The 23,566-nt window shown below is 51.3% G+C and carries 22 protein-coding genes and 1 riboswitch; of the genes, 12 read left to right on the top strand and 10 right to left on the bottom strand.

What is annotated here, in order from left to right:
- Window positions 1-33: 33 nt before the first annotated feature.
- Together FDX01_RS14440 and yebS are read right to left on the bottom strand one after the other, a co-directional pair.
- Window positions 34-2,667, bottom strand: coding sequence for a PqiB family protein (locus tag FDX01_RS14440; RefSeq protein ID WP_137399983.1), 2,634 nt, complete (start codon window positions 2,665-2,667; stop codon window positions 34-36).
- Window positions 2,636-3,919, bottom strand: coding sequence for a membrane integrity lipid transport subunit YebS (gene yebS, locus FDX01_RS14435; RefSeq protein ID WP_135911872.1), 1,284 nt, complete (start codon window positions 3,917-3,919; stop codon window positions 2,636-2,638). The genes FDX01_RS14440 and yebS overlap by 32 nt, the downstream gene beginning before the upstream one ends.
- Before the next feature lie 128 nt (window positions 3,920-4,047).
- Between yebS and FDX01_RS14430 the strand changes: the two genes are divergently transcribed.
- The 4 genes from FDX01_RS14430 to htpX all read left to right on the top strand — a co-directional run bounded on the left by FDX01_RS14430 (window position 4,048) and on the right by htpX (window position 8,470).
- On the top strand, window positions 4,048-4,545 hold the full coding sequence (locus FDX01_RS14430) for a GAF domain-containing protein (protein ID WP_117342935.1): 498 nt from the start codon (window positions 4,048-4,050) through the stop codon (window positions 4,543-4,545).
- A 96-nt stretch (window positions 4,546-4,641) separates the two neighbouring features.
- Window positions 4,642-5,328 (top strand): RNA chaperone ProQ, encoded by a 687-nt coding sequence (proQ, locus tag FDX01_RS14425; RefSeq protein WP_096756697.1) that lies wholly within the window; start codon window positions 4,642-4,644, stop codon window positions 5,326-5,328.
- A 19-nt stretch (window positions 5,329-5,347) separates the two neighbouring features.
- A complete protein-coding gene (gene prc / locus FDX01_RS14420) occupies window positions 5,348-7,396 on the top strand; it encodes a carboxy terminal-processing peptidase (protein ID WP_096756698.1) in 2,049 nt (682 codons plus the stop codon).
- A 192-nt stretch (window positions 7,397-7,588) separates the two neighbouring features.
- On the top strand, window positions 7,589-8,470 hold the full coding sequence (gene htpX, locus FDX01_RS14415; protein WP_096756699.1) for a protease HtpX: 882 nt from the start codon (window positions 7,589-7,591) through the stop codon (window positions 8,468-8,470).
- Window positions 8,471-8,519: 49 nt separating this feature from the next.
- On the opposite strand, the gene FDX01_RS14410 is transcribed toward htpX, so the two are convergent.
- Window positions 8,520-9,893, bottom strand: a complete 1,374-nt coding sequence (locus FDX01_RS14410; RefSeq protein WP_117342934.1) for an MFS transporter — start codon at window positions 9,891-9,893, stop codon at window positions 8,520-8,522.
- A 175-nt stretch (window positions 9,894-10,068) separates the two neighbouring features.
- On the opposite strand from FDX01_RS14410, the gene kdgR reads away from it, so the two are divergent.
- Window positions 10,069-10,860 carry a DNA-binding transcriptional regulator KdgR gene (gene kdgR / locus FDX01_RS14405; RefSeq protein ID WP_096756701.1) on the top strand — a complete coding sequence of 264 codons (792 nt, stop codon included), beginning with the start codon at window positions 10,069-10,071 and terminating at the stop codon, window positions 10,858-10,860.
- A 113-nt stretch (window positions 10,861-10,973) separates the two neighbouring features.
- Here kdgR and FDX01_RS14400 read toward each other — a convergent pair whose 3' ends face one another.
- Window positions 10,974-11,213 carry a YobH family protein gene (locus FDX01_RS14400; RefSeq protein ID WP_096756702.1) on the bottom strand — a complete coding sequence of 80 codons (240 nt, stop codon included), beginning with the start codon at window positions 11,211-11,213 and terminating at the stop codon, window positions 10,974-10,976.
- A 163-nt stretch (window positions 11,214-11,376) separates the two neighbouring features.
- On the opposite strand from FDX01_RS14400, the gene mgrB reads away from it, so the two are divergent.
- From mgrB to rlmA, 6 genes are all read left to right on the top strand, one after another.
- Window positions 11,377-11,520: a PhoP/PhoQ regulator MgrB gene (mgrB, locus tag FDX01_RS14395; RefSeq protein ID WP_115258239.1), complete on the top strand. Its 144-nt coding sequence runs from the start codon at window positions 11,377-11,379 to the stop codon at window positions 11,518-11,520.
- A 74-nt stretch (window positions 11,521-11,594) separates the two neighbouring features.
- Window positions 11,595-11,876 carry a YebO family protein gene (locus tag FDX01_RS14390; RefSeq protein ID WP_117342933.1) on the top strand — a complete coding sequence of 94 codons (282 nt, stop codon included), beginning with the start codon at window positions 11,595-11,597 and terminating at the stop codon, window positions 11,874-11,876.
- Window positions 11,877-12,515: 639 nt separating this feature from the next.
- Window positions 12,516-12,659, top strand: coding sequence for a DUF2627 domain-containing protein (locus FDX01_RS14385; protein WP_003034983.1), 144 nt, complete (start codon window positions 12,516-12,518; stop codon window positions 12,657-12,659).
- 12 nt (window positions 12,660-12,671) lie between these two features.
- Window positions 12,672-12,881 (top strand): transcription antiterminator/RNA stability regulator CspE, encoded by a 210-nt coding sequence (cspE, locus tag FDX01_RS14380; RefSeq protein ID WP_001062678.1) that lies wholly within the window; start codon window positions 12,672-12,674, stop codon window positions 12,879-12,881.
- Between the two features lie 219 nt (window positions 12,882-13,100).
- Window positions 13,101-14,846, top strand: a complete 1,746-nt coding sequence (gene ftsI / locus FDX01_RS14375; protein WP_137399982.1) for a peptidoglycan glycosyltransferase FtsI — start codon at window positions 13,101-13,103, stop codon at window positions 14,844-14,846.
- A 63-nt stretch (window positions 14,847-14,909) separates the two neighbouring features.
- Window positions 14,910-15,719 carry a 23S rRNA (guanine(745)-N(1))-methyltransferase gene (rlmA, locus tag FDX01_RS14370; RefSeq protein WP_115258241.1) on the top strand — a complete coding sequence of 270 codons (810 nt, stop codon included), beginning with the start codon at window positions 14,910-14,912 and terminating at the stop codon, window positions 15,717-15,719.
- Here the strand turns inward: rlmA and mntP are convergent.
- The 5 genes from mntP to manX all read right to left on the bottom strand — a co-directional run bounded on the left by mntP (window position 15,716) and on the right by manX (window position 19,902).
- Entirely contained in the window at window positions 15,716-16,282 is a 567-nt protein-coding gene (gene mntP, locus FDX01_RS14365) for a manganese efflux pump MntP (protein ID WP_020996621.1), read from the bottom strand. The two genes, rlmA and mntP, sit on opposite strands and share 4 nt — an antisense overlap.
- A gap of 116 nt (window positions 16,283-16,398) precedes the next feature.
- A riboswitch (yybP-ykoY riboswitch) is annotated at window positions 16,399-16,499 on the bottom strand.
- Window positions 16,500-16,696: 197 nt separating this feature from the next.
- Window positions 16,697-17,155 (bottom strand): DUF986 family protein, encoded by a 459-nt coding sequence (locus tag FDX01_RS14360; protein WP_115258242.1) that lies wholly within the window; start codon window positions 17,153-17,155, stop codon window positions 16,697-16,699.
- A gap of 61 nt (window positions 17,156-17,216) precedes the next feature.
- Window positions 17,217-18,068, bottom strand: coding sequence for a PTS mannose transporter subunit IID (locus FDX01_RS14355; protein WP_096756708.1), 852 nt, complete (start codon window positions 18,066-18,068; stop codon window positions 17,217-17,219).
- 12 nt (window positions 18,069-18,080) lie between these two features.
- The gene (locus FDX01_RS14350) at window positions 18,081-18,881 is read right to left on the bottom strand and encodes a PTS mannose/fructose/sorbose transporter subunit IIC (RefSeq protein WP_096756709.1); all 801 of its coding nucleotides are present in this window, start codon (window positions 18,879-18,881) and stop codon (window positions 18,081-18,083) included.
- 58 nt (window positions 18,882-18,939) lie between these two features.
- Window positions 18,940-19,902 (bottom strand): PTS mannose transporter subunit IIAB, encoded by a 963-nt coding sequence (gene manX / locus FDX01_RS14345; protein ID WP_096756710.1) that lies wholly within the window; start codon window positions 19,900-19,902, stop codon window positions 18,940-18,942.
- A gap of 460 nt (window positions 19,903-20,362) precedes the next feature.
- Between manX and yoaE the strand changes: the two genes are divergently transcribed.
- Window positions 20,363-21,922, top strand: a complete 1,560-nt coding sequence (yoaE, locus tag FDX01_RS14340; protein WP_096756712.1) for a CNNM family cation transport protein YoaE — start codon at window positions 20,363-20,365, stop codon at window positions 21,920-21,922.
- A gap of 6 nt (window positions 21,923-21,928) precedes the next feature.
- Here yoaE and FDX01_RS14335 read toward each other — a convergent pair whose 3' ends face one another.
- Window positions 21,929-23,530, bottom strand: coding sequence for an EAL domain-containing protein (locus tag FDX01_RS14335; protein ID WP_137399981.1), 1,602 nt, complete (start codon window positions 23,528-23,530; stop codon window positions 21,929-21,931).
- Window positions 23,531-23,566: the final 36 nt, after the last annotated feature.

Genomic DNA, 23,566 nt, shown 5'->3' with positions numbered 1-23,566 from the left:
CTCCGGCGCGAGTACGCCGGAGCAGGAGGGTCATTAACGCGGCAGGGCTGTTCCCCATTCACGCCACTCTTTGGGTTCGCTTTCCAGCAACAGGAAGTGTTTTCCAGCCTGTGCTTTTGGTGCCAGTGGCGTACCCGGTGGAGTGGCGAAGGCAATACCGCCGCGAATGAACTGATTAAAGGTCCCGGTTTTCACCACGCCGCCGGTCAGGCCGAAGTCGAGGTTGTAGCCGGACGCCAGCCAGAACACGGAGTTATTACGCACCAGATGCTGATAGCGCTGGCTGATGCGCATGGCAATCATCACGCGGTCAGAAAGCGAACCCAGCGTCAGCCCGGTGACGGTACCCACCTCGATACCTCTGAACAGAACCGGAGTGCCGATATTCAGCGACCCGGCTTCCGGCGCTTCGACCACGATGCTCAGGCCATCAAGATAACGCGAGTCGGTAATAGTGGCTTCCTGTAGCTCAAAATCACGGCGTGGATTCCCGCGACCCGGCTCCACGTTAATATAAGGCTGCAAAATGGTATCGAGGTGCTCCACGCCTGCCGCAGAGATTTGCGGGGTAATTACCGAGAAGCGTGTCCCGCTACGCGCAAAAGTCTGGACATATTCCGGGTACAGTACCGCTTTCGCCTGCACTTCATTGCGTGCGGTGATGAGTTCCAGGGTTTGGATCTGACCAATATCGATGCCAAGATAGCGAATTGGCATGCCCGCGGCGAGCTTACCGGCGTCAAAGGCGTGCAGGGTAATTTGGCCGCCTACCGCTCGTGCGGCGGTTTCAGAGGCGTACAGAATCCGCTTGTCACCTTTACGTTGGCTGGCGCTGGCACCACTCAGGTTGTCGAAGCTAATTGCCCCTTTTAGCGCGCGAGACAACGGAGAAGCCTGTACGGTCAGTCCGCTACCGTTAAGTTGAACTTTTGCGCCGCCTTCTGCCCAGAACACGCTGTTGTTGGTTAACAGATTGCGGTATTCCGGTTTGATGTGCAGGTCGATATCAAACGCATCGGCGCGAGGGCGCACGCTAATCACTTCACCCACTTCGAATTTACGGTACAGCACCACTGAACCGGCCTGAACGTCAGGCAACGTTTCGGCGCGCAGGCTGAGCGTGGTGGTCGGCAGATCGCTCAGGCTGTTTTCAATCGCTTTCTCCAGGTTGGCATAAAGCGGATAGCTGGTTTTCATTTCACCTTTGGTGCCGGGTAAAATACGAATACCGCCGCTAATCCATTCGCTGGCGCTGGCTCCTAAGAACTCCACGCCGTCAATGCCTACTTTGACGTCAACCCGACTGTTGACCACAAATTTGCTGTCACCTTGTACCAGGTCGCGATGCTGGGGTTCGATGGCAACAGTAAAGGAAACGCCTTTGCTGGACAGCGTACGTTCAATCACTTGTCCAACCTGGACACCATGCAGGATCAACGGTTGACCCGCCTCAATGCCGTAGCTTTCCGGTGCAGTCAGGGTGAGCGTCATCACACCTGGATCGTGCAGTAAAGATTTTTCGCCGGGAACCACCACAAACTGACTGCGAGGTTCGCCCTCGCCGGGGACCAGTTCGAAGGTTTTACCGGTTAACAGCGAACTGAGGTTCGCATCGCTCAACGACAATTTGGGGCTGTGCAGCTCAATGCGCGTATTGTCCCGCAGCAACGAGACGACGCTCGGATCCACCGTCATTTCGCCGGTGACTTTGCCTCCTGGGATAAGTTCCAGTTTTGTCAGTTCACCGACCTCCAGGCCCTGGTACATCAGCGATGTGGACCCTGCTTTTAGCCCATCGCCGCTGGGTAATTCCAGCTTGACGATCACGCCGCGCTGGCTGTGGGCGAGGTCTTGATACAGACCAAATGTATCGTCGGCAACAGCGGGCTGTGAATCTTCCGGTGAGTCAAAGGCGATGGCACCATTCACCAGTGCGGCCAGACTTTCCAGCTTAACCTTCGCCCCACTGAGGCTGATATCCGCATTGACCCCAGACACGTTCCAAAAACGGCTGCCTTTTTTGACCAGATTAGTAAATCGGCGCTCAATGAGCACATCGATGGTTACGCCCTGATTATTGGGGTTAATGGTGTAGTCATATACCCTGCCTACCGGTATTTTGCGGAAATATACCAGCGAGCCGCTGTTCAGGGAGCCGAGGTCAGGTGCATGCAGATGCAACATTAAATCGCCGTTATTCAGGCGATACTTGGGCTGCGTATCCAGGGCGACGAAATGATCTCTCGGCTCTCCGGTTCCGGGCATCATTCCGATATAGTTTCCGCCAACCAGTGCGTCGAGGCCGGAAACGCCTGCCAGCGAGGCTTTTGGCGTCACCAGCCAGAACTGCGTATCTTTACGCAGGGCATCTTTCATGCTGGCCTTGATGCTGACGCGAACTTCAATCTTGCGCAGATTTTTGCTGAGACTGATATCCTGCACCGTGCCAACTTCGACACCCTGATAGCGAACAGGCGTCCGGCCCGGCACAATACCATCTGCAGACATAAAGTCGATGGTAACGGTGTTGCCGCGGTCTTCATAGCTTCCCCAGATCAGCCACCCGGCGATCATCAGGGCGATGAACGGTAGCAGCCAGAATGGAGAAATGCGGCGTTTTGTTTTAATCTGCGCTTCAGTCTGCGAAGCGGGCGTTTCCTGACTCATGTGCATCCCAAAGTAAGCGGCTGTCCAGCCATTCCACAGCAAGAATAGTCAAAATTACCGCTGCGCCGAAATAAAACGCAGCCGGTCCCATAGTAAAAGCCAGTATCTGGTCGCGATTAATCAGCGACATGGTTAAGGCAATAACAAACAGATCCAACATTGACCAGCGGCCAATCCACGTCACTATGCGCAGTAGCAGAATGCGCGTGCGTAAGCCCTGTTCACATTTAAATTGGATGCTAATCAATAGGGTAAGCATCACGATCACTTTGGTGAAAGGCACCAAAATACTGGCGATAAAGACGATTGCCGCGACACCAACATTGCTGCTTGCCAGCGACATAATGCCGGACAGGATTGTGTCTTCCTGCCGGGATCCGTTAACGTAAATAACCGAGATGGGCAGCAGATTAGCAGGCAGCAGCAGGACAATCGAGGCCAGCAGCGCGGCCCAGCACTTTTGTATGCTTTGATTCCTGCGCCAGCGCAACGGAATATGGCAACGCGGGCAGCGACTGCGGGTGTCCGGATAGCCTGTAAAATGGCAGCCGAGGCATACGCGAAGCTGTTCATCGGGGCGCCGTGCGGGTCTTTGCGGGTAAAAACGGTCCCACAACTGTTCCACGTTGAGGTGCGACAGCGTCAGAATACTGAGGATCACCAGCGCAAGAAAAGCATACAGCCCCACGCCTGGCAGCAGAAAAGCGTAGTCCTGCACTTTGATCGACGCGACGCCGATACCGACCAGGTAAATGTCGAGCATGACCCACTCTTTGAGCCTTTCCAGCATCAGCAGGACCGGGCGCAGGTTCATACCGAGAATGTTGCCTAACCACAGATAAGCAATGGAAGAGACAAGTATTATCGGCGCGCCCATCACGCAAAAGAGCACGAAGGAGGCGGTGAGTGGATCACCCTGGCGGGTCATTTGCCAGATCCCCTGAACCACATTGGCGTCAATACGAATGCCTAATAAAAAGATGTGTAACAGCGGCTCTCCCCAGGCAAAAGGCATCAGCAGCAGCATGGTGAAGGCCATTGCTGCCAGCCGTGTTAATGACCAGTCGCGTCCGTCACGAATTTTTGCCTGACAGCGGGGACAGTATGCACTTTGGTGCGAACGCATTTTCGGCAAGCTAAATAGCATGTCGCATTCGGGGCAACGCTGGTAGTGCGCACGGGGTAGCGCCTCACCGACGGACCTGATCGCTATTTTTTTGGATGGCTTGATGCGTGGAGTATTTAGGGCCATGTATCGCGGATCAAAGTGTTAGAGTAATGTTATCTTAACCCATGACGGGAATGATCTTGAGCATTAACGCATTTAATGTTTATTTTAGTAGGCTGCAGTTTTAAGTAAGACAACTAAGTGATTACATAATGAACAAAATAGAGCTATACACGGATCTGAACCGTGATTTTCGCGCATTGATGGCAGGTGAAACCAGTTTTCTGGCAACGTTGGCAAATACCAGCGCCTTGTTGTACGAACGTCTTTCAGAAGTGAACTGGGCTGGTTTTTATCTGCTCGAAAACGACACGCTGGTGCTCGGTCCCTTCCAGGGAAAGATCGCCTGTGTGCGTATCCCTGTTGGGCGTGGCGTGTGTGGTACAGCGGTGGCGCAGAACCAGGTTCAGCGCATTGAAGACGTTCACAACTTTGACGGGCACATTGCTTGCGATGCCGCCAGCAATGCTGAAATCGTCCTGCCAATCATGGTTGAAAATCAGATAATCGGCGTGCTGGATATTGATAGCACAGCGTTTGGCCGCTTTACTGAAGAGGATGAACAGGGGCTGCGTACGCTTGTGGCACAGCTTGAAACCGTGCTTGCAATGACGGATTACAAAAAATTCTTTGCGACCGTCGCAGGATAATCAACGGATAACGTAGCAATTACTGATGACGTCATTATAATGACGCCTGTTCATGCCTGCGCTTGTTGGCTACGTCCGTTGTAATCAGGAAATTTCATGGAAAATCAACCTAAGTTGAATAGCAGTAAAGAAGTTATCGCGTTTCTGGCCGAACGCTTCCCGCAATGTTTTAGTGCGGAAGGCGAAGCGCGCCCGCTGAAAATTGGCATTTTTCAGGATCTGGTAGAGCGTGTTGAGGGTGAAATGAACCTCAGCAAGACACAGCTTCGTTCTGCCTTACGTCTCTACACTTCAAGCTGGCGCTATCTGTATGGCGTTAAGTTGGGCGCAACGCGTGTCGATCTCGACGGCAACCCATGTGGTGAGCTGGATGAGCAACACGTCGAACATGCGCGCAAACAGCTTGAAGAAGCAAAAGCCCGCGTTCAGGCACAGCGTGCCGAGCAACAGGCGAAAAAACGCGAAGCGGCAGCTGCTGCGGGTGAAAAAGACGGCGCACCGCGTCGCGAGCGTAAGCCGCGTCCTGCTCCGCGTCGTAAAGAAGGTGCAGAGCGTAAACCTCGCGCTGAAAAACCGGCCGCTCAAGCACCGCGTGCTCCTCGCGAAGAACAGCATACCCCAGTGTCTGATATTTCAGTGCTGAAGGTAGGGCAGTCTTTAAAGGTGAAAGCAGGTAATAATGCGATGGATGCCACCGTATTAGAAATCACCAAAGATGGCGTCCGTGTACAGCTGAATTCGGGTATGTCTTTGATTGTACGCGCAGAACACTTGGTGTTCTGAAACGGAGGCCTGGCCTGGCATGAACACTTTTTTTAGGCTTACTGCGTTAGCTGGTCTGCTTGCATTAGCAGGCCAGGCACTCGCTGTGGAAGACATCACGCGTGCCGATCAACTCCCCATACTGAAGGAAGAAACGCAGCACGCGACGGTGAGCGAACGTGTCACATCGCGTTTTACGCGTTCTCATTATCGCCAGTTCGATCTGGATCAGGCGTTTTCGGCAAAAATTTTTGACCGCTATCTGAATCTGCTCGACTACAGCCATAACGTGCTGTTAGCGAGCGATATAGAGCAGTTTGCTAAAAAGAAAACCGTCATCGGTGATGAACTGCGCACGGGCAAGCTGGATGTCTTTTACGATCTCTACAATCTGGCGCAAAAGCGCCGGTTTGAACGTTACCAGTACGCGTTAAGCGTGCTGGCGCGTCCAATGGATTTCACCGGTAACGACACGTTTAACCTCGATCGCAGCAAGGCCCCATGGCCAAAAAGCGAAGCCGAGCTAAACGCATTGTGGGACGGTAAGGTTAAATTCGATGAACTTAGCCTGAAACTGACCGGTAAAACCGATGCTGAAATTCGTGAAACGCTGACCCGTCGTTACAAATTTGCTATTCGCCGTCTGGCGCAGACTAACAGTGAGGATGTGTTCTCACTGGCGATGACGGCGTTTGCGCGTGAAATCGATCCGCATACCAACTACCTGTCTCCGCGGAATACCGAACAGTTCAATACCGAAATGAGCCTGTCTCTGGAAGGTATTGGCGCGGTTCTGCAAATGGATGATGACTATACCGTTATTAATTCAATGGTAGCGGGTGGTCCGGCAGCCAAAAGCAAGGCGATAAGCGTAGGCGATCGTATTGTTGGTGTCGGCCAGGCTGGTAAAGGCGTCGTTGATGTGATTGGCTGGCGTCTCGATGACGTTGTCGCGCTGATCAAAGGACCAAAGGGTAGCAAGGTTCGCCTTGAAATCCTGCCTGCCGGTAAAGGCACCAAGACGCGTACCGTTACGCTAACGCGTGAACGTATTCGTCTGGAAGACCGTGCTGTTAAAATGTCGGTCAAAACCGTTGGCAAAGAAAAAGTCGGTGTGCTCGATATTCCCGGTTTCTACGTTGGCTTGACGGATGACGTTAAAGTTCAGCTGCAGAAGCTGGAAAAACAGAATGTCAGCAGCGTGATCATTGATTTGCGCACTAACGGTGGTGGTGCACTGACCGAAGCCGTATCGCTTTCCGGTCTGTTTATTCCTTCTGGCCCTGTTGTTCAGGTTCGCGACAATAACGGTAAAGTGCGCGAAGACAGTGATACCGACGGCGTTGTTTACTATAAAGGCCCGCTGGTGGTGCTGGTTGACCGTTTCAGTGCTTCTGCTTCTGAGATTTTTGCCGCGGCAATGCAGGATTACGGCCGTGCGTTAATCGTCGGGGAACCGACCTTTGGTAAAGGCACCGTGCAGCAGTACCGTTCTCTGAACCGTATCTACGATCAGATGCTGCGTCCGGAATGGCCAGCGCTGGGTTCCGTTCAGTACACTATCCAGAAATTCTACCGTGTTAACGGTGGCAGCACGCAACGTAAGGGCGTGACGCCGGATATCATCATGCCGACAGGTAATGAAGAAACTGAAACCGGTGAGAAGTTCGAAGATAACGCCTTACCGTGGGATAGCGTTGATGCTGCAACCTATGCGAAGTCAGATAATTTAACGCCGTTTGGTCCTGAATTACTGAAAGAACATAATGCGCGTATCGTTAAAGATCCTGAGTTCCAGTACATCATGAAGGATATTGCTCGTTTCAATGCCCTGAAAGATAAGCGCAACATCGCGTCTCTGAATTACGCTCAGCGTGAGAAAGAGAATAACGAAGATGATGCCCTGCGTCTGGCGCGTATCAACGATCGCTTGAAGCGTGAAGGTAAACCGCCGCTGAAGAAACTGGACGATCTGCCGAAGGATTACCAGGAGCCGGATCCGTATCTCGATGAGACGGTGAAAATAGCGCTCGACCTGGCGCGTCTTGAAAAAGACAAGCCAGCGGAACAGTCTGCGACCAAACAGTAATATCCAACAGGCACAAGAAATTGTGCCTGTTTTTTTAACAAGCGTATGAAGTCGTCAGTCTGATACGGTAAAATGTAAAGTTGTGTCTTTCTACTGACTTAGCACGTATGCATGCTTGAAAATAGCCGTAAGACCCATACGATATGGGTAATCGCATAGTGCGTTTTGTTAAATTGAGGTTAAAAGAAAATTATGATGCGAATCGCGCTCTTCCTGCTGACGAACCTGGCTGTGATGGTCGTTTTCGGGCTGGTATTGAGCCTGACAGGGATTCAGTCAAGCAGCGTTCAAGGCTTGTTGATTATGGCTCTGCTGTTTGGTTTTGGTGGTTCCTTTATTTCGCTGCTGATGTCCAAATGGATGGCGTTAAAGTCCGTTGGTGGGGAAGTAATTGAACAGCCCCGTAATGAAAGAGAACGCTGGCTGATGAATACTGTAGCAACTCAGGCTCGTCAGGCTGGGATCGCTATGCCGCAGGTGGCTATTTACCATGCGCCAGATATTAACGCGTTTGCGACCGGTGCTCGCCGGGATGCGTCGCTGGTGGCTGTCAGCACCGGCTTGTTGCAAAACATGAGTCCCGATGAAGCCGAAGCCGTTATCGCACATGAAATTAGCCACATTGCCAATGGCGATATGGTTACCATGACGCTGATCCAGGGCGTGGTGAACACCTTTGTTATCTTTATCTCACGTATTCTGGCGCAACTCGCCGCCGGCTTTATGGGCGGAAACCGTGAAGAAGGTGAGGGTAGCAACGGCAACCCGCTAATCTATTTCGCGGTAGCGACGGTGCTGGAGCTGGTGTTTGGTATTCTGGCGAGCATTATTACCATGTGGTTCTCACGTCATCGTGAATTCCATGCGGATGCAGGCTCTGCCAAACTGGTGGGTCGTGAGAAAATGATTGCTGCGCTGCAGCGGCTGAAAACCAGCTATGAGCCGCAGGAAGCAACCAGCATGATGGCCTTCTGCATCAACGGTAAATCTAAGTCGCTGAGTGAACTGTTTATGACTCACCCGCCGCTGGATAAGCGTATTGAAGCGCTGCGCAGTGGGGAATACCTGAAATAACCCGCAGCAGGTTAAATAATGAAGAAGCGCGTCGTTAGACGCGCTTTTTTTACGCCTGAATCCGAGGTTGGGTGATCCGCAGTCCGCTGACAATAGCGGCAAGCGTCGCAAGAATGCCAGCCGCCAGCAGAGACATGTGGGTACCGCTGTCGCCAAACTGATTCAACATCAACGCCACTAACGCGGCACCGGTGCTTTGACCCAGTAAACGCGCCGTTCCCAGCATCCCGCTTGCGCCACCGCTGCGTTCACGCGGCGCGGAAGTGATGATGGTATGGTTGTTTGGTGACTGGAACAGACCAAAGCCAGCACCGCACAGGATCATCGGCCAGATAATATTGAAGTCCGACGGGGCGGAGGGCAGCAACACCAGAGAAAATAACCCGCACGCCATCACTACCATGCCTAATGCCCCTAAAAGCCCGGCGTGGACGCGTTCAATCAGGTAACCCGCCAGCGGTGCCATAACCATGGTGGCCAGCGGCCATGGGGTCAACAACAGACCTGTTTCAACTTCACTACGACCCAACACGGTTTGTAAAAAGAAGGGGAGAGAGACCATGGCCAACATTTGCGCGCAGAATGAACAGATCGAGGTGCCGATGGAGAGCGAAAAAAGCGGTATGCGCAGCAGATCAACCGGTAACAGCGGTACAGGTAGTGACAGCTGTCGACGGACAAAGAAATAGCCCACCACGAGAAGTCCCGCCAGTTCAGCCCCGATTAGCGTGAGTGACTGTCCCTGGGCAAACCCACTGAGTGCAGTTATCAGCAAACCGAACGTTAACGCATTCATCACCGCGCTGGGTAAATCAAAACGGGGTTTATTGCTGCGTGCAGCGTTTGCGGGCAAAAAGCGCATAGCCAGCAGTAGAGCAATAATCCCAAGCGGTACGTTAATCAAAAACAACCATTTCCATGAGGCAATGGAGAGGATCGCCGCGGCAATAGTCGGACCTGCAGCAGACGAGACCGCCACGATGAATGAATTAATACCCATTCCGCGCCCCAGTTGGCGTTGAGGGTAAATAAGCCGGATCAGCGCCGTATTCACGCTCATTAATGCGGCTCCGCCAAACCCTTGTGCCACACGCGCCAGCGTAAGCATCTGCAGGGAATCTGATAATGCGCAGAAGAGAGATGCGAGCAGAAAAACGACCAGTCCGCATTTATAAATACGTCGGTAGCCAAACATGTCGCCCAAAAAAGAAAATGAGAGTAGTGAAACCACTATCGCAATTTGATAGGCATTAACGACCCAGATTGAACTGGCGGGGGAGGCCTGAAGATCGGCGGCAATCGTCGGCAGGGCAACATTGGCAATTGCGCCATCCAGTACGGCCATCGAAATACCCATAATAATGGTTAATATTGCGCCATATCGTTGGGGCAGCGGCAGGCCATCGGCCTGAAATTTATCCATAGGAAGTCAATATTGTCGGAAATTATGATGAGAATAATAATTTTAGCATTGATATTCAGGTGTTATGTCGCAGATTTGTAACTAAGTGGGCAAAGATGGATTGCGAGCATCGGTACGTGAAATTATAATAAAAACCGGTTCTGATTTTTATAAAACACTCGTAATGAGGTGATAAATGGCTATCGCAGATCTGGATAAACAACCCGATTCTGTTTCTTCCGTGCTGAAGGTTTTTGGCATTCTGCAGGCGCTGGGTGAAGAGCGCGAAATTGGTATAACCGAATTGTCGCAACGCGTCATGATGTCTAAAAGCACCGTTTATCGCTTTTTACAGACCATGAAAACGCTGGGTTATGTGGCACAGGAAGGTGAGTCTGAGAAATACTCTCTGACCCTGAAACTGTTTGAACTGGGCGCTCGCGCGTTGCAAAACGTCGATCTGATCCGTAGCGCTGATATTCAGATGCGTGAACTGTCGCGTTTAACTAAAGAGACGGTCCACCTCGGTGCGCTGGACGAAGACAGCATTGTCTACATCCATAAAATCGACTCGATGTACAATTTACGCATGTATTCTCGCGTAGGACGTCGTAACCCGTTATACAGCACGGCGATCGGTAAAGTACTGCTGGCATGGCGTGACCGTGACGAAGTAAAACAGATTCTTGAAGGCGTGGAATACAAACGCAGCACCGACCGTACGATCACCAGCACTGATGAGTTGCTGCTGCTGCTGGATAAAGTGCGTGAGCAAGGCTACGGTGAAGACAACGAAGAGCAGGAAGAAGGACTGCGCTGCATCGGCGTTCCGGTCTTTGATCGTTTCGGTGTGGTCATCGCAGGTTTGAGTATTTCATTCCCGACTCTGCGTTTTTCTGAAGAGCGTTTACACGAATATGTCGAAATGCTGCACACGGCTGCGCGAAAAATTTCAGAACAAATGGGTTATAACGATTATCCATTCTGATTTGATTTATACGCAATAGGTCAAAAGCCCCAGGTATTTTGTACCGGGGCTTTTTAAATGAGCAAAATTAATACAAGCCGACACCAATAACAGGTAATTTTCTTGCTTCAATATTAACCGTTATCGACAATGACGGTGCTTTTCCTTAACAGGGGACAGTCCGACAAGCCGATGATACCGCTGCTGGTATGTACGTACTGTGCGGTGCTGGTGCCCCGTGCCGTCAGGTACTTGCATTGCAGACCCAGTCCTGCTGCGTTCTCCTTACTCCCTATCAGCACGCCATAGCCACTCAGTAATAAACCAATCCAAACCAGAGCCAGCAATACAATTGCGCGAATAATCAGACGCATTACAACCTCTTATCTTTTCTCGTTATTATAAGATTAGCTTGTACACTGAATGAAACAAGTGAATCATTCCTAAAAATATTTATGCCGCTAAGGTTAACGTTGGGTTTAGGTAACGCATGATAATTTAGTCGCATAAGATGTGGATTCGGAGAGTGGAGTTGGAGTGAAAAAAATTCGGTGGGTGGTGCTGATCATTGTCGTACTGGTATGCATACTGATGTGGGCGCAGGTGTTCAACATCATGTGCGATCAGGACGTACAATTTTTCAACGGAATTTGTGCCATCAATAAATTTATTCCCTGGTAAGCGCATTTTAGCAACAGTTGATTACCTTCTTGTGCGGCAGTGGTAAACTACGCTGTCTACATTGAGGTGGTAAAATGAACGAAGTTTTGAACTCTGGCGCGCTAAGTTTTGCGTCTTTAGTGGTATCGGTGGTGGTTCTGGTTATCGGGCTTGTGCTGTGGTTCTTCATCAATCGGGCAAGCTCACGAACTAATGAGCAGATCGAGTTACTTGAAGCGTTGTTAGATCAACAAAAACGACAGAACGCATTGCTTCGTCGTCTTTGTGAAGCTAACGAACCTGAAAAAGCCGCAGAACCTGCAGTGAAAAACCAGGATGAAGATGAAAGTATCATTCGCCTGGTAGCAGAACGTTAGTCAACTGAAAGACAGGGTGGGCGTCTGATGACGCTGTTCTCAGATATTCCATCCTGTCGTTAACCCTGTCATATCATTTTCTTCTGCGACCTCCACGCGGTTCGCGCGGTGAACTGTCGATAACGTTCTTCCATCAATTCATGTTGGCCGATTAATTCTGTGCCTGTACGTGGTGTTAAATATAATTACCCATACGTTAATAATATGATTATGCCATTTTTGTGATAGTGATCGTTTTTATTATCAGCGAAACGTTTCTCTTACTTTTTTTGTGCTTTGTCATCATTCTTTCATTATTTTTCTGCAAAACCAGAAGACGGATCTCATTTTTACCGTTGTGACAAATTATGCATTACTAAGCATAAAAAATGATATTCAGCACACGGTGCATCAGTGAGTCTGGAACAACCTCACAAGGTGAGCTATGGTAGACATGTCGCGGCTGCTGCGTATGCCAGCCGGGGCAGGGCGGGAGCGGTGAGAATATATCCAGACTCGGTCTGGCGCATAACTGTGCAGTTGTCGTGAGATGAACTTCGGGATTTGTGCGACCGATCGAGACACGTTTAAAAATGGCTTGCCATTATTATCGTTGTATGTGATAACACGTTTTGGGTTAAACGAGGTACAGTTCTGTTTATGTGTGGCATTTTCAGTAAAGAAGTCCTGAGTAAACACGTTGACGTTGAATACCGCTTCTCTGCCGAACCTTATATTAGTGCCTCAAGCAGTAATGTCTCAGTTTTATCTATGTTATGCCTGCGGGCGAAGAAAATACTCTAAGGAATTTTGCAAATGGCAAAGATTAAAGGTCAAGTTAAGTGGTTCAACGAGTCTAAAGGTTTTGGTTTCATTACTCCTGCTGATGGCAGCAAAGATGTGTTCGTACACTTCTCTGCAATCCAGGGTAACGGCTTCAAAACTCTGGCTGAAGGCCAGAACGTTGAGTTCGAAATTCAGGACGGCCAGAAAGGTCCGGCTGCTGTTAACGTAACAGCTATCTGATCGAAACCACTGATTTGAAGCGCTCAGGCGCAGCAATTTCAGATATAAAGCCTCGCATTTGCGGGGCTTTTTAATTCAGATTACGTCAAAGTATTTCAAAATGCCGTCCCATTAGCGCTTTGTTGCAAAGGCGTGATATTCGTAGCATTCTTTTCCCCGCTTTCTGTCGCTAATTCTCGTTAAATCAGTCACCTGAAAAACTATCTTGCTGGAGAACAGGTGAAAAAGAAAAACGACGGCGATGCACGCAATTTTACTCCCGTACGTTTTGCCCTGCTTTGCGCGGCAATTTTATTGAGTCTGGGGCTGCTCCTTGGCAGGGTTGCGTGGTTGCAAATCGTCACGCCGACCAGTCTGGTGAAGCAGGAGGACATGCGCTCATTACGTGAAGTAACGACGGCATCACCGCGTGGAATGATTACCGACAGAGAAGGGCGACCGTTGGCGGTGAGCGTACCGGTTAATGCTGTCTGGGCCGATCCTAAGACGATTATTAGCAAAGGTGGTGTCGGGTATAACGAGCGCTGGCAAGCGTTGGCAAAAACGTTGAATTTGTCGCTTAGCGCACTGGCGGAACGCGTTAATAGTAACCCCGCCGGACGGTTTATCTACCTGGCGCGCCAGATTTCACCCCAACAGGCGCAGTGGGTTGATAATCTGAATCTTCCGGGGATTAATCTTCGCGAAGAGTCCCGTCGTTTCTATCCCGCCGGTCACGTTGCCGCGAATTTGATTGGCTTCACCAATATTGATGGCCAGGGTATTGAAGGGGTAGAGAAAAGCTTCAATAGCCAGTTGATGGGCAAACCCGGCTCGCGGTTGGTGCGTAAAGACAAATTTGGTCATGTGATTGAGAACATCACGGAAGTGATGCCGGTACCCGCACATGAGTTGCAGCTCAGCATCGATGAACGCTTGCAGACGGTCACCGAGGATGCGCTGGACAATGCCGTGACGTGGAATAAAGCCGAGTCAGGGGCGGCGGTACTGATCAACATCGCCACTGGGGAAATATTGTCGATGGCGAGTTTCCCGGATTTCAACCCCAATAACCGCGACGGTGCGGTGCTGGACGATTTTCGTAACCGCGCGATCAGCGATACCTTTGAGCCAGGATCTACCGTTAAGCCGTTGGTGCTTATGACTGCCCTGCAACAGGGAATTGTACAGCCCGACAGCGTGATTGATACCCACCCCTTTAATCTTGACGGGCACCGTATTCGCGATGTTGGCTATTATCCTGAGTTGTCGCTGACGGGTATTTTGCAAAAATCGAGCGATACCGGCGTGTCACATTTATCATTAGCTATGCCCATTCAGCGATTGTTGGACACCTACAAGAGCTTTGGTTTTGGCGAACCGACAGGTCTAGGGTTGACTGGCGAAAGCAGCGGCTTAATGCCTCAGAGACGTTACTGGAGCAGTTTGGATCGCGCAACCTTTGCCTTCGGCTACGGATTAATGGTCACGCCGCTACAGTTGGCGCACGTTTACGCCACCATTGGCAGTTTTGGCATCTATCGACCGCTGTCCATCACCCGTATCGATCCGCCGGTAATAGGCCGACGCGTCATGTCTGAGGCGTTAGTTCATCAGGTTGAGCATATGATGGAAAGCGTCGCGCTGCCCGGCGGTGGGGGAACAAAGGCTGCGGTACGAGATTATCGCGTGGCGGTAAAAACCGGGACGGCAAAGAAAATTGGCGATGACGGCAAATATGTCGATAAATACGTGGCATACACGGCGGGCGTGGCTCCGGCAAGCGATCCGAAGTTTGCGCTGGTGGTGGTTATCAACAACCCGCAAAATGGGGCGTATTACGGTGGTGCCGTATCGGCCCCCGTCTTTAGTCAGATAATGGGGGATGTGCTGCGTCTGGAAAACGTTAAACCGGATGGCATGCCCGCTGACTCGGAACACTTGCTGGTAATGCACGGTAATCACGACGTCTCTCCGGCGCTGTAAGTTATTTTCCCTGGGCGCAATTCGCGTTACACTTGCGCCCTGAAGCCATCTGCCGGAGTTGTCATGTTGTTTTCCTGTCCCCTTTGCCATCAGCCTCTTACTCAAGATAACAACAGTTTTGCCTGCCCTGGGCGGCATCAGTTTGATGTGGCGAAAGAAGGGTATGTCAACTTACTGCCTGTTCAACACAAACGCTCGCGCGATCCAGGTGACAGTGCGGAAATGATGCAGGCACGTCGGGAATTTCTCGATGCCGGCCACTATCAGCCGCTGCGTGAGGCGATTGTGAATGTTCTCCAGGAAACGTTAACGCCAGGTGACGCGGCGATTCTCGATATCGGCTGTGGGGAAGGGTATTACACGCACGCGTTTGCCGATGCGCTGGCAGGAAGTGTGACCTTTGGTCTGGATGTCTCGAAGGTGGCGATCAAGGCCGCAGCAAGGCGTTATCCGCAGGTGACATTTTGTGTTGCGTCAAGTCATCGGCTGCCTTTTGCTGATGCTTCAATGGATGCCATTGTCAGGATCTACGCCCCCTGTAAAGCTCAGGAGCTGGCGCGCGTGGTGAAGCCGGGTGGGTGGGTGATCACGGCCACGCCGGGCCCGCGCCATTTAATGGAGCTGAAAGGGCTGATTTACGATGAGGTGCGTTTGCATGCGCCACACACGGAACAGCTGGAAGGCTTTGCTCTGCAGCAGAGTATCGCATTGGGCTATCAGATGCAGCTTAGCGGTAGCGAGGCTGTGGCATTGCTGCAAATGACGCCTTTTGCCTGGCGGGCAAAACCGGAAGTCTGGGAAACGCTGGCGGGGAAAACGACATTTGACTGCCAGACAGACTTTAGTATTCATATCTGGCAGCGTGTGAATTAACCGTGGAAATGTGCCCAGAGGATCTGGGCACCGATACCAATTAGCACCACCCCGCCGAGAATTTCAGCACGTTTACCCAGCATGGGGCCGATAAAACGGCCGATCATCATCCCCAGCGTGGACATAATTAGCGTGGCGCAGCCGATAGCCAGCGCGGTGGCAATAATGTTCACCTGCAGGAAAGCCAGACCGACGCCGACGGCCATCGCATCGAGGCTGGTGGCAATGGCGGTGGTCACCAACAGCCAGAAACCGTGGCGACGCTGCGGCTCTTCATCTTCATCACCGTTATCACGGAAACCTTCGATTATCATTCGTCCACCGAGAAAAATCAGCAGGATGAAGGCAATCCAGTGGTTCCACTCGAGTACGAATTTACTCGCCAGCATGCCCATACCCCAACCAATCAGCGGGGTCAGCGTTTCGACAGCGCCGAAAATTAAGCCAGTACGCAGAGCTTCAGAGAATTTAGGTTTGTGTAGCGTAGCACCTTTACCAATTGATGCGGCGAATGCATCCATCGACATGCCGAAAGCGAGAAGAACAGTAGCGGTGAGATTCATAACAGCGTCCTGACCGGGGTATCCATTAAACACATCACTGCCCCCAGTAACCATGCACGCCCGAACACGCAGTTCAGGAGACATGCATTGCAGTTGATGTGTCTATGGTCTCGCCTGACTGTATGTTTACAGTCCGTACGCGCCACGCCTTGCGACGAGTATGTTGACACGTACATTTCCGGAGTCTGGAAATCGGCTACTCCCCAATGACGGGCGCAACCTTAGCATATTTTGAGAATATAAAACAAGAAACGGGGGGATATTATTTGACTTCTAATTGAAAACGATTTTCATTTAGATTTAATTGTCGATAATGCGTTAAATTAAATAACAAAAAGAGAACGTGAATATAGCCTGTGCTATGTTTGTTATACGTCAATATACAAATAACATAGTTCAGGCTATGTTTCTATATCATTGATTTGATATGAGAAGTTTATATATTCTCTCGAGGTCGTCTATATTTCGTACGCGAATCAGCAATCGCCGATGTTCTAATTGCATCACTAGTACGCCATCTTCCGACAAATTCATCTCTTTAATCCGGCTATATTCCACCCAAACATTGGCGAAGAAAAATCCTTTCTGTTTAAAGATGATTTTTGGCGTGCGGATCCAGAACAAATATATTCCCATCAATATCAGCGCACACAATAACCAGGTAGTGAATTGCGCCCCATGGCTGGTGACGTTGTTGTAGATGAGAATCGCGATCAATCCAATGAAGATAACGCTATCGACACGACTACGGGGCAGCAGGGGAACAGCAAGCAGAGTAGGGCCATTACGGCGTGGCATGATGAACTGATCGTAGATGGCAAACGCCAGCAGCGACAGGATAAAAAGAACCAGCACCAGGTCCGTGATAGTCATGAATCCTTAACCCTCTAAATAGAAAAACCGGGAGCAGAGCCCCCGGTATGGTATAGCAGTCTTACAGGCCGAGCAGGCCGACAGCGTAACCCGCGATACCGATGACGAAGAAGCCAACGATAATCCACAGAGCGTTCACTTTCTTACGCAGCAGCCACATACAGGCGAAGGTCAGCAGCAGCGGTACCAGGCCCGGCATCAGCTGGTCAAGGATGGTCTGCACGGTGGTTACGCGAGTCTGACCATCCTGACCGGTGATGGTGGAAACCACCAGCGGGATGTTCACGTGCGTCCACTTATTCACCAAGGCCCCCATGACAAACAGGCCGAGGATTGACGCCCCCTCAGTCAGTTTCTGTAGGAAGCCGCCGCCCATATCTTTAACGATATCGACACCTTTACGATAACCGTAGGCCACACCGTAGTAGCGTGTTGCCAGACGTACCGCGTTGAACAAGATGAAGAACAACAGTGGGCCTAGCAGGCTGCCACTCATCGCGATACCCGCACCGAGGGCGGCAAATACCGGACGCACGGTACCCCAGAAGATCGGGTCACCTACGCCTGCCAGCGGACCCATCAGACCGACTTTGATACCGTTGATGGCACCATCGTCAATCTCTGCACCGTTAGCACGCTGTTCTTCCATCGCCAGCGTTACGCCAAGAACCGGTGCCGCAACATAAGGATGGGTGTTAAAGAATTCCAGGTGACGCTTAATAGCCTGCTTACGCGCGTCGTTGTTCTCCGGGTACAAACGGCGAATTGCCGGTATCATGGAGAAGCAAAAACCCAGCGCCTGCATACGTTCGAAGTTCCATGAACCCTGGAACAGGTTAGAACGAAGGAACACGCCACGAATGTCACTCGGAGTGAGTTTTTTCTCGGTGGTAGTTTTAGTCATATCAACCATTTCGCTCACCTGCTAGTCCAGTTCGTTATCAAGGTCATTGTTGCCAGCAGCTTGCGCTGGCGCACCCGCTACGCGGTTATATTTCGGGCTCAGCTGAATGTAGAGGATGGCCATAACTGCGCCAATCACACCCAGTGCAACCAGGTTAAAGTTGGTAAATGCCGCGGTGACGAAACCGAGGTAGAAGAACGGCATCAGGTAGCCTGCGCGCATCATATTGATGACCATCGCATAACCCACGACGACGATCATACCACCCGCGATGTTCAGGCCGCCGGTGACCACTTCAGGGATGGCGTTGAGCAGGCCCTGGACTTCACTGGTGCCGACAGAAATCGCCACGATAACCGCAGGGATCGCGATACGCATTGCCTGCAGGAACAGCGAGGACACATGCAGCCAGGAGAGCGCCGTCAAGTTGCCGCTCTCAGCCGCCTTATCCGCAGCGTGCTGGAAGGCGACGGTGATGGTACGAACGATGATAGTCAGAACCTGGCCAGCTGCTGCCAGCGGGATAGCCAGCGCGATACCGGCACCGATGCTTTGGTGACCTGCGATAACCAGAACGGTAGAAATAATTGAGGCCAGTGCGGCATCTGGTGCAACGGCGGCACCGATGTTCATCCAACCCAGCGCGATCATTTCCAGGGTACCACCGATGATAATACCGGTTTTCATGTCCCCGAGAACGGCGCCAATCAGCGTACAGGCCACCAACGGACGGTGGAACTGAAATTCATCGAGTACCGACTCCATACCCGCGATACATGCGACGATGAACACCAGCACAATCTGAAGAGTGGTAATCTCCATTGTACTTCTCCTATTGCTATACAGACTTAAGTGTGAAAACTAAGTAAATGCCAGCGGGTTATTTCGCTTTGGCAATCAAATCCATCATTTTCAGTTTCTGATCGGTAGAAACCTTACGGGCTTCGAGTTCAATGCCGCGTGCGTTGAGTTTCTTGAAGGCTTCGATGTCTTTTTCATCAACGGAAATCGCGTTGTTAACCTGCGTTTTACCCTGACGGAAAGCCATGCCACCAATGTTTACCGAGGTGATTTTTACGCCACCTTCCACGACACGTTCAACATCGGTCGGGTTGGTGAACAGCAGCATCACACGATCGCCTGCATATTTCGGGTTGTTGTAGACGCGGATCATTTTCGCGACATCCACCACGTGCGCCGTTACGCCTGGAGGCGCAACCTGCGTCAACAGCGTTTTACGCACCGTATCTGCGGCAACTTCATCGCTGACGACTATAATGCGCGTGACGTTGGTTTCTTTGGTCCAGCGGGTGGCTACCTGACCGTGGATTAAGCGGTCATCGATGCGTGCGAGGCCGATGTGCATATAATCGTTCGGACCCATCGGTTTAGCCGGTGCCGCTGCTTTTGCTGCAGCAACTGGGGCCGGAGCGGCTTTTTCTACCGGTTTTGCTTTCAGCGCTTTCACGCCTTCGCTACCGGTTTCTACTGCCAATGCGACTAATTCATCAAAACTTGGGTTGTCATCACGCGCCATAAAGGTTTCGACCAGCATGGGAATGTTCACGCCAGCGATCACTTCGTAATGCTCTTTGTCGACGACAATGCGGCTCGCAGCGTTGAACGGGCTGCCTCCCCATGTATCAACGAGAAATAGCACGCCTTTACTGGTATCGAGTTTTGCCAACTGAGCGTTGTACTTTTCGATCAGCGTTTCAGCATTTTCGCCTGGAACGAAATCGATCCAGCCGACGTTTTCCTGCTCGCCTAACAGCATTTCTGCTGTTTTAAGTAACTGCTCTGCAGCCCAACCATGTGTGCCTATTACAATAGCAATGGTCACTTGCTACCTCCTTTATTATCGTTAACACATCGACAACGAGATGTATTTTGAATCGTCGTCCACAAGCGAATCGATTCAGATAAGGGTTACAATGAAAAACCTATGATTTTCGTGAATTATTTTAGATATCGAAAAAAATAATTTATGTGATGAAGATCCGTAATTTAACTTCCGATTAAAAGAAATTTCGAAGAGTAAAATATCTCCGACACAACTTATTGCAAAGGAAGGTAAATCTTTGCTAAAAACCGGTTGTGTCTGTTATGTTTAGCATATATTTAATTAATCAGGAGTATAGGGCAGTAGCCCACCGTATGGATCGTCACCGACGTCATTTCACCTCGAGGCCGCTTAGCGCCTGTCAGTTTGGCACTTTTTGCCACACACTTTATCTGCATATTGCTTCAACGCCTGAGATGTCCAGGGCGCAGTTTAGCCATTCTTTGAGCAGGAGCTTGTCATGGAATTCTTAATGGACCCGCAGATTTGGGTGGGTTTGCTCACGCTTGTTGTTCTCGAAATTGTTCTGGGAATTGATAACCTGGTCTTTATTGCGATTCTGGCCGATAAGCTGCCGCCTAAACAGCGGGATAAAGCGCGTCTGATCGGGTTGTCGCTGGCGCTGATTATGCGTCTGGCACTGCTGTCCGTGATCTCGTGGATGGTGACGCTGACGAAACCGCTGTTCACGGTGATGGACTATTCGTTCTCGGGGCGTGACCTGATTATGCTGCTGGGAGGTATCTTCCTGTTGTTCAAGGCTACCACCGAACTGCATGAGCGGCTGGAAAACCGTGAGCATGATACCGGCCAGTCAAAAGGCTATGCGAGCTTTTGGGTTGTCGTGACGCAGATTGTGATCCTCGATGCGGTCTTCTCCCTGGATGCGGTGATTACAGCCGTCGGTATGGTGAACCACCTGCCGGTAATGATGGCGGCGGTGGTGATTGCGATGGCGGTAATGCTGCTGGCGTCCAAGCCACTGACGCGATTCGTGAACCAACATCCGACGGTCGTGGTGCTGTGTCTGAGCTTCTTGTTGATGATCGGTTTGAGCCTGGTAGCCGAAGGGTTTGGCTTCCACATTCCGAAAGGTTATCTGTACGCTGCGATCGGCTTCTCGATTATTATCGAACTGTTTAACCAGATTGCTCGTCGTAACTTTATTCGCCACCAGTCGACGCTGCCGCTGCGTGCACGTACCGCCGAGGCCATTGTGCGCCTGATGGGCGGTAAACGTCAGGCCGGTGTGCAGATGGAGTCTGACAACCCGGTGCCGGTACCCGTTCCGGAAGGGGCATTTGTTGAAGAAGAACGCTATATGATCAACGGCGTGCTGTCGCTGGCCTCACGTTCTTTGCGCGGCATTATGACGCCGCGTGGCGAAATCAGCTGGGTGGATGCAGATCTGAGCGTGGCAGAAATTCGTGAACAGCTGCTCTCTTCCCCACACAGCCTGTTCCCGGTGTGTCGTGGTGAACTGGACGAAATTATCGGTATCGTGCGGGCAAAAGAACTGTTAGTGGCCCTCGAAGACGGCGTAGATGTGGCAGCAATTGCCTCAGCGTCACCGGCCATCGTGGTCCCAGAAACGCTGGATCCGATTAATCTGTTGGGCGTATTGCGTCGTGCCCGGGGCAGCTTCGTTATCGTTACCAACGAATTTGGCGTTGTTCAGGGTCTGGTGACCCCGCTGGATGTTCTGGAAGCCATTGCCGGTGAGTTCCCGGATGCTGATGAAACACCGGAAATCATCGCCGATGCGGGTGGCTGGCTGGTTAAAGGCGGCACCGATCTGCACGCTCTGCAGCAGGCGCTTGACGTTGATACGCTGGTGGACGAAGACGAAGACATTGCGACGGTGGCGGGGCTGGTTATCGCGGCTAACGGTCACATTCCGCGTGTTGGCGATGTGATTGAGGTTGCACCGCTAAGCATCACCATTGTCGAAGCGAACGACTATCGTGTGGATCTCGTTCGTATTGTTAAAGAGCAATCCGCTCACCACGAAGACGAATAATTTGACCTACCGAAACGGCATAGCAGGCATGATATGCCCGTTATGCCGGGCGGGTGGTGGTGTACTACTGCCCGCCAGCCATTGAGGAAAATCGCGCAGCGGCATCGGCTTGGCATAGAGAAATCCCTGCAATACATTCACGCCATGTCGCCGTAAATGCTGGGCCTGCGCCTGCGTTTCAACCCCTTCAGCTACCAGTTCAATATTCAGTTTTTTCCCCAGTGCGATGATGATGTCAGTAACGGTCGAATTGACGGCATCAGTCCCGATCGCAGAGGTAAAGGATTTATCAATCTTCAGTACATCCGGGCGTAACTTTTCCAGCCACGAGAGCGAGCTGTTGCCGGTACCGAAATCGTCAATGGCCAGTTTTACCCCCAGCCGGTGAAGTTCATGCACCAGTCGATAATCGACATCCAGCAGCGCGTCGCGCTCGGTCAATTCAATCACCAGTTGCTGGATGGGATGCTGACTGAACCAGTACTGATTAAGGTCTTTTAACAACATACCGTCACGAAAATGGCTGGCGGCGACGTTGATACCGATATGAAACTGGCTGCTCATTGGGAAAACGTGCCGTTGCTGAATGGTTTCTGCGATGACGTGACGAGTCAGGGGGACAATCAGGTTGTGCTCTTCCGCGATAGGAATGAACACTTCAGGTGAAATCCAGCCTTGGCGCGGGTTATTCCAGCGTAAGAGAATTTCAACGCCCGTACACTGCTGGGTGCTGGCGTTCAGTAGTGGCTGACAAAATAGCTCAAACTCCCGCTCGGCGAGGGCCAGATTAATCTCCCAGGAAAAACTCATTCTGTTAGCGGTCGCCAGCCAGGCCAGATACCCGACTAATAAGCTGAGCATGACCGCTAACGGTAACTGGGTGGGCAGGTGTCTTAACGCCAGTTCGCTGGCTCCTGGTCCGCTGACGCTGATGGCAAAGGGGAAATGTTGTGATGAAAGTTGGTAGCGTTGTTCGCCGTCACTCTCCGGTAGCTTGTCGACGACGCCTTGTCCGTACAGCAGATGCCGCTTACCGATGGTTAAACTGGCATGTGTAATTTGCGGAGGCTGTGGTTCAAGCAGCATGCCCGACAATAATTCAATATTGACGATCTCCAGCACCCCATCTTCGCCATTGGCAGACGACGGATACCACTGCGTCAGAATAGGGCTGCCCTTAATGAGCGAATGATCGGTGGATAACAGTAGCTGCGGTTCGCGGCTGGGCAATTCAGGTTGCAGCTGCTTGATGGGCACATAGCGATAGCCAAAAATACTCGAACAATAGAGGATGCCACCCTGAACCAGGTTAATAGAGCGCACAGTTTGCAGTCTGGCGGCGTGCTTGCTCAGGGCTAAGCGCGCCACCGAGCAGGGCAGGCCAATTAACGGCAGCAGCACATCACGTCCGGTCCGCAACGGCAGCAGGATATCATCCAGCTCTTCTACAGCATGGTTAGCGAACGTGACGGTGGAGTGATGATTTAAATTACGCTCCGAAATAAATCGGACAGATAATGTAAGAATGAGCGTCAGTAGTGCACAAACTGTGCAGACGATTAAGCGATTACGGCGATAATTTTTGATGATCCGTTGTGCTGTTTGCATGCGGGCCGCCCGATAAGCCGTTGGTCACAGAAGCCA

This window comes from Citrobacter sp. wls613 (assembly GCF_005281195.1).
GTDB lineage: Bacteria > Pseudomonadota > Gammaproteobacteria > Enterobacterales > Enterobacteriaceae > Citrobacter > Citrobacter gillenii.
The sequence above is the reverse complement of the archived record's forward strand: the minus strand, read 5'-3'. Positions and strand labels throughout refer to the sequence as shown.

What these genes read in the sequence shown, in the direction of transcription:
- FDX01_RS14440 (WP_137399983.1), bottom strand. Translation starts at nt 2,667, where the DNA reads ATGAGTCAGGAAACGCCCGCTTCGCAGACTGAAGCGCAGATTAAAACA.
- yebS (WP_135911872.1), bottom strand. Translation starts at nt 3,919, where the DNA reads ATGGCCCTAAATACTCCACGCATCAAGCCATCCAAAAAAATAGCGATC.
- FDX01_RS14430 (WP_117342935.1), top strand. Translation starts at nt 4,048, where the DNA reads ATGAACAAAATAGAGCTATACACGGATCTGAACCGTGATTTTCGCGCA.
- proQ (WP_096756697.1), top strand. Translation starts at nt 4,642, where the DNA reads ATGGAAAATCAACCTAAGTTGAATAGCAGTAAAGAAGTTATCGCGTTT.
- prc (WP_096756698.1), top strand. Translation starts at nt 5,348, where the DNA reads ATGAACACTTTTTTTAGGCTTACTGCGTTAGCTGGTCTGCTTGCATTA.
- htpX (WP_096756699.1), top strand. Translation starts at nt 7,589, where the DNA reads ATGATGCGAATCGCGCTCTTCCTGCTGACGAACCTGGCTGTGATGGTC.
- FDX01_RS14410 (WP_117342934.1), bottom strand. Translation starts at nt 9,893, where the DNA reads ATGGATAAATTTCAGGCCGATGGCCTGCCGCTGCCCCAACGATATGGC.
- kdgR (WP_096756701.1), top strand. Translation starts at nt 10,069, where the DNA reads ATGGCTATCGCAGATCTGGATAAACAACCCGATTCTGTTTCTTCCGTG.
- FDX01_RS14400 (WP_096756702.1), bottom strand. Translation starts at nt 11,213, where the DNA reads ATGCGTCTGATTATTCGCGCAATTGTATTGCTGGCTCTGGTTTGGATT.
- FDX01_RS14390 (WP_117342933.1), top strand. Translation starts at nt 11,595, where the DNA reads ATGAACGAAGTTTTGAACTCTGGCGCGCTAAGTTTTGCGTCTTTAGTG.
- FDX01_RS14385 (WP_003034983.1), top strand. Translation starts at nt 12,516, where the DNA reads ATGTGTGGCATTTTCAGTAAAGAAGTCCTGAGTAAACACGTTGACGTT.
- cspE (WP_001062678.1), top strand. Translation starts at nt 12,672, where the DNA reads ATGGCAAAGATTAAAGGTCAAGTTAAGTGGTTCAACGAGTCTAAAGGT.
- rlmA (WP_115258241.1), top strand. Translation starts at nt 14,910, where the DNA reads ATGTTGTTTTCCTGTCCCCTTTGCCATCAGCCTCTTACTCAAGATAAC.
- mntP (WP_020996621.1), bottom strand. Translation starts at nt 16,282, where the DNA reads ATGAATCTCACCGCTACTGTTCTTCTCGCTTTCGGCATGTCGATGGAT.
- FDX01_RS14360 (WP_115258242.1), bottom strand. Translation starts at nt 17,155, where the DNA reads ATGACTATCACGGACCTGGTGCTGGTTCTTTTTATCCTGTCGCTGCTG.
- FDX01_RS14355 (WP_096756708.1), bottom strand. Translation starts at nt 18,068, where the DNA reads ATGGTTGATATGACTAAAACTACCACCGAGAAAAAACTCACTCCGAGT.
- FDX01_RS14350 (WP_096756709.1), bottom strand. Translation starts at nt 18,881, where the DNA reads ATGGAGATTACCACTCTTCAGATTGTGCTGGTGTTCATCGTCGCATGT.
- yoaE (WP_096756712.1), top strand. Translation starts at nt 20,363, where the DNA reads ATGGAATTCTTAATGGACCCGCAGATTTGGGTGGGTTTGCTCACGCTT.
- FDX01_RS14335 (WP_137399981.1), bottom strand. Translation starts at nt 23,530, where the DNA reads ATGCAAACAGCACAACGGATCATCAAAAATTATCGCCGTAATCGCTTA.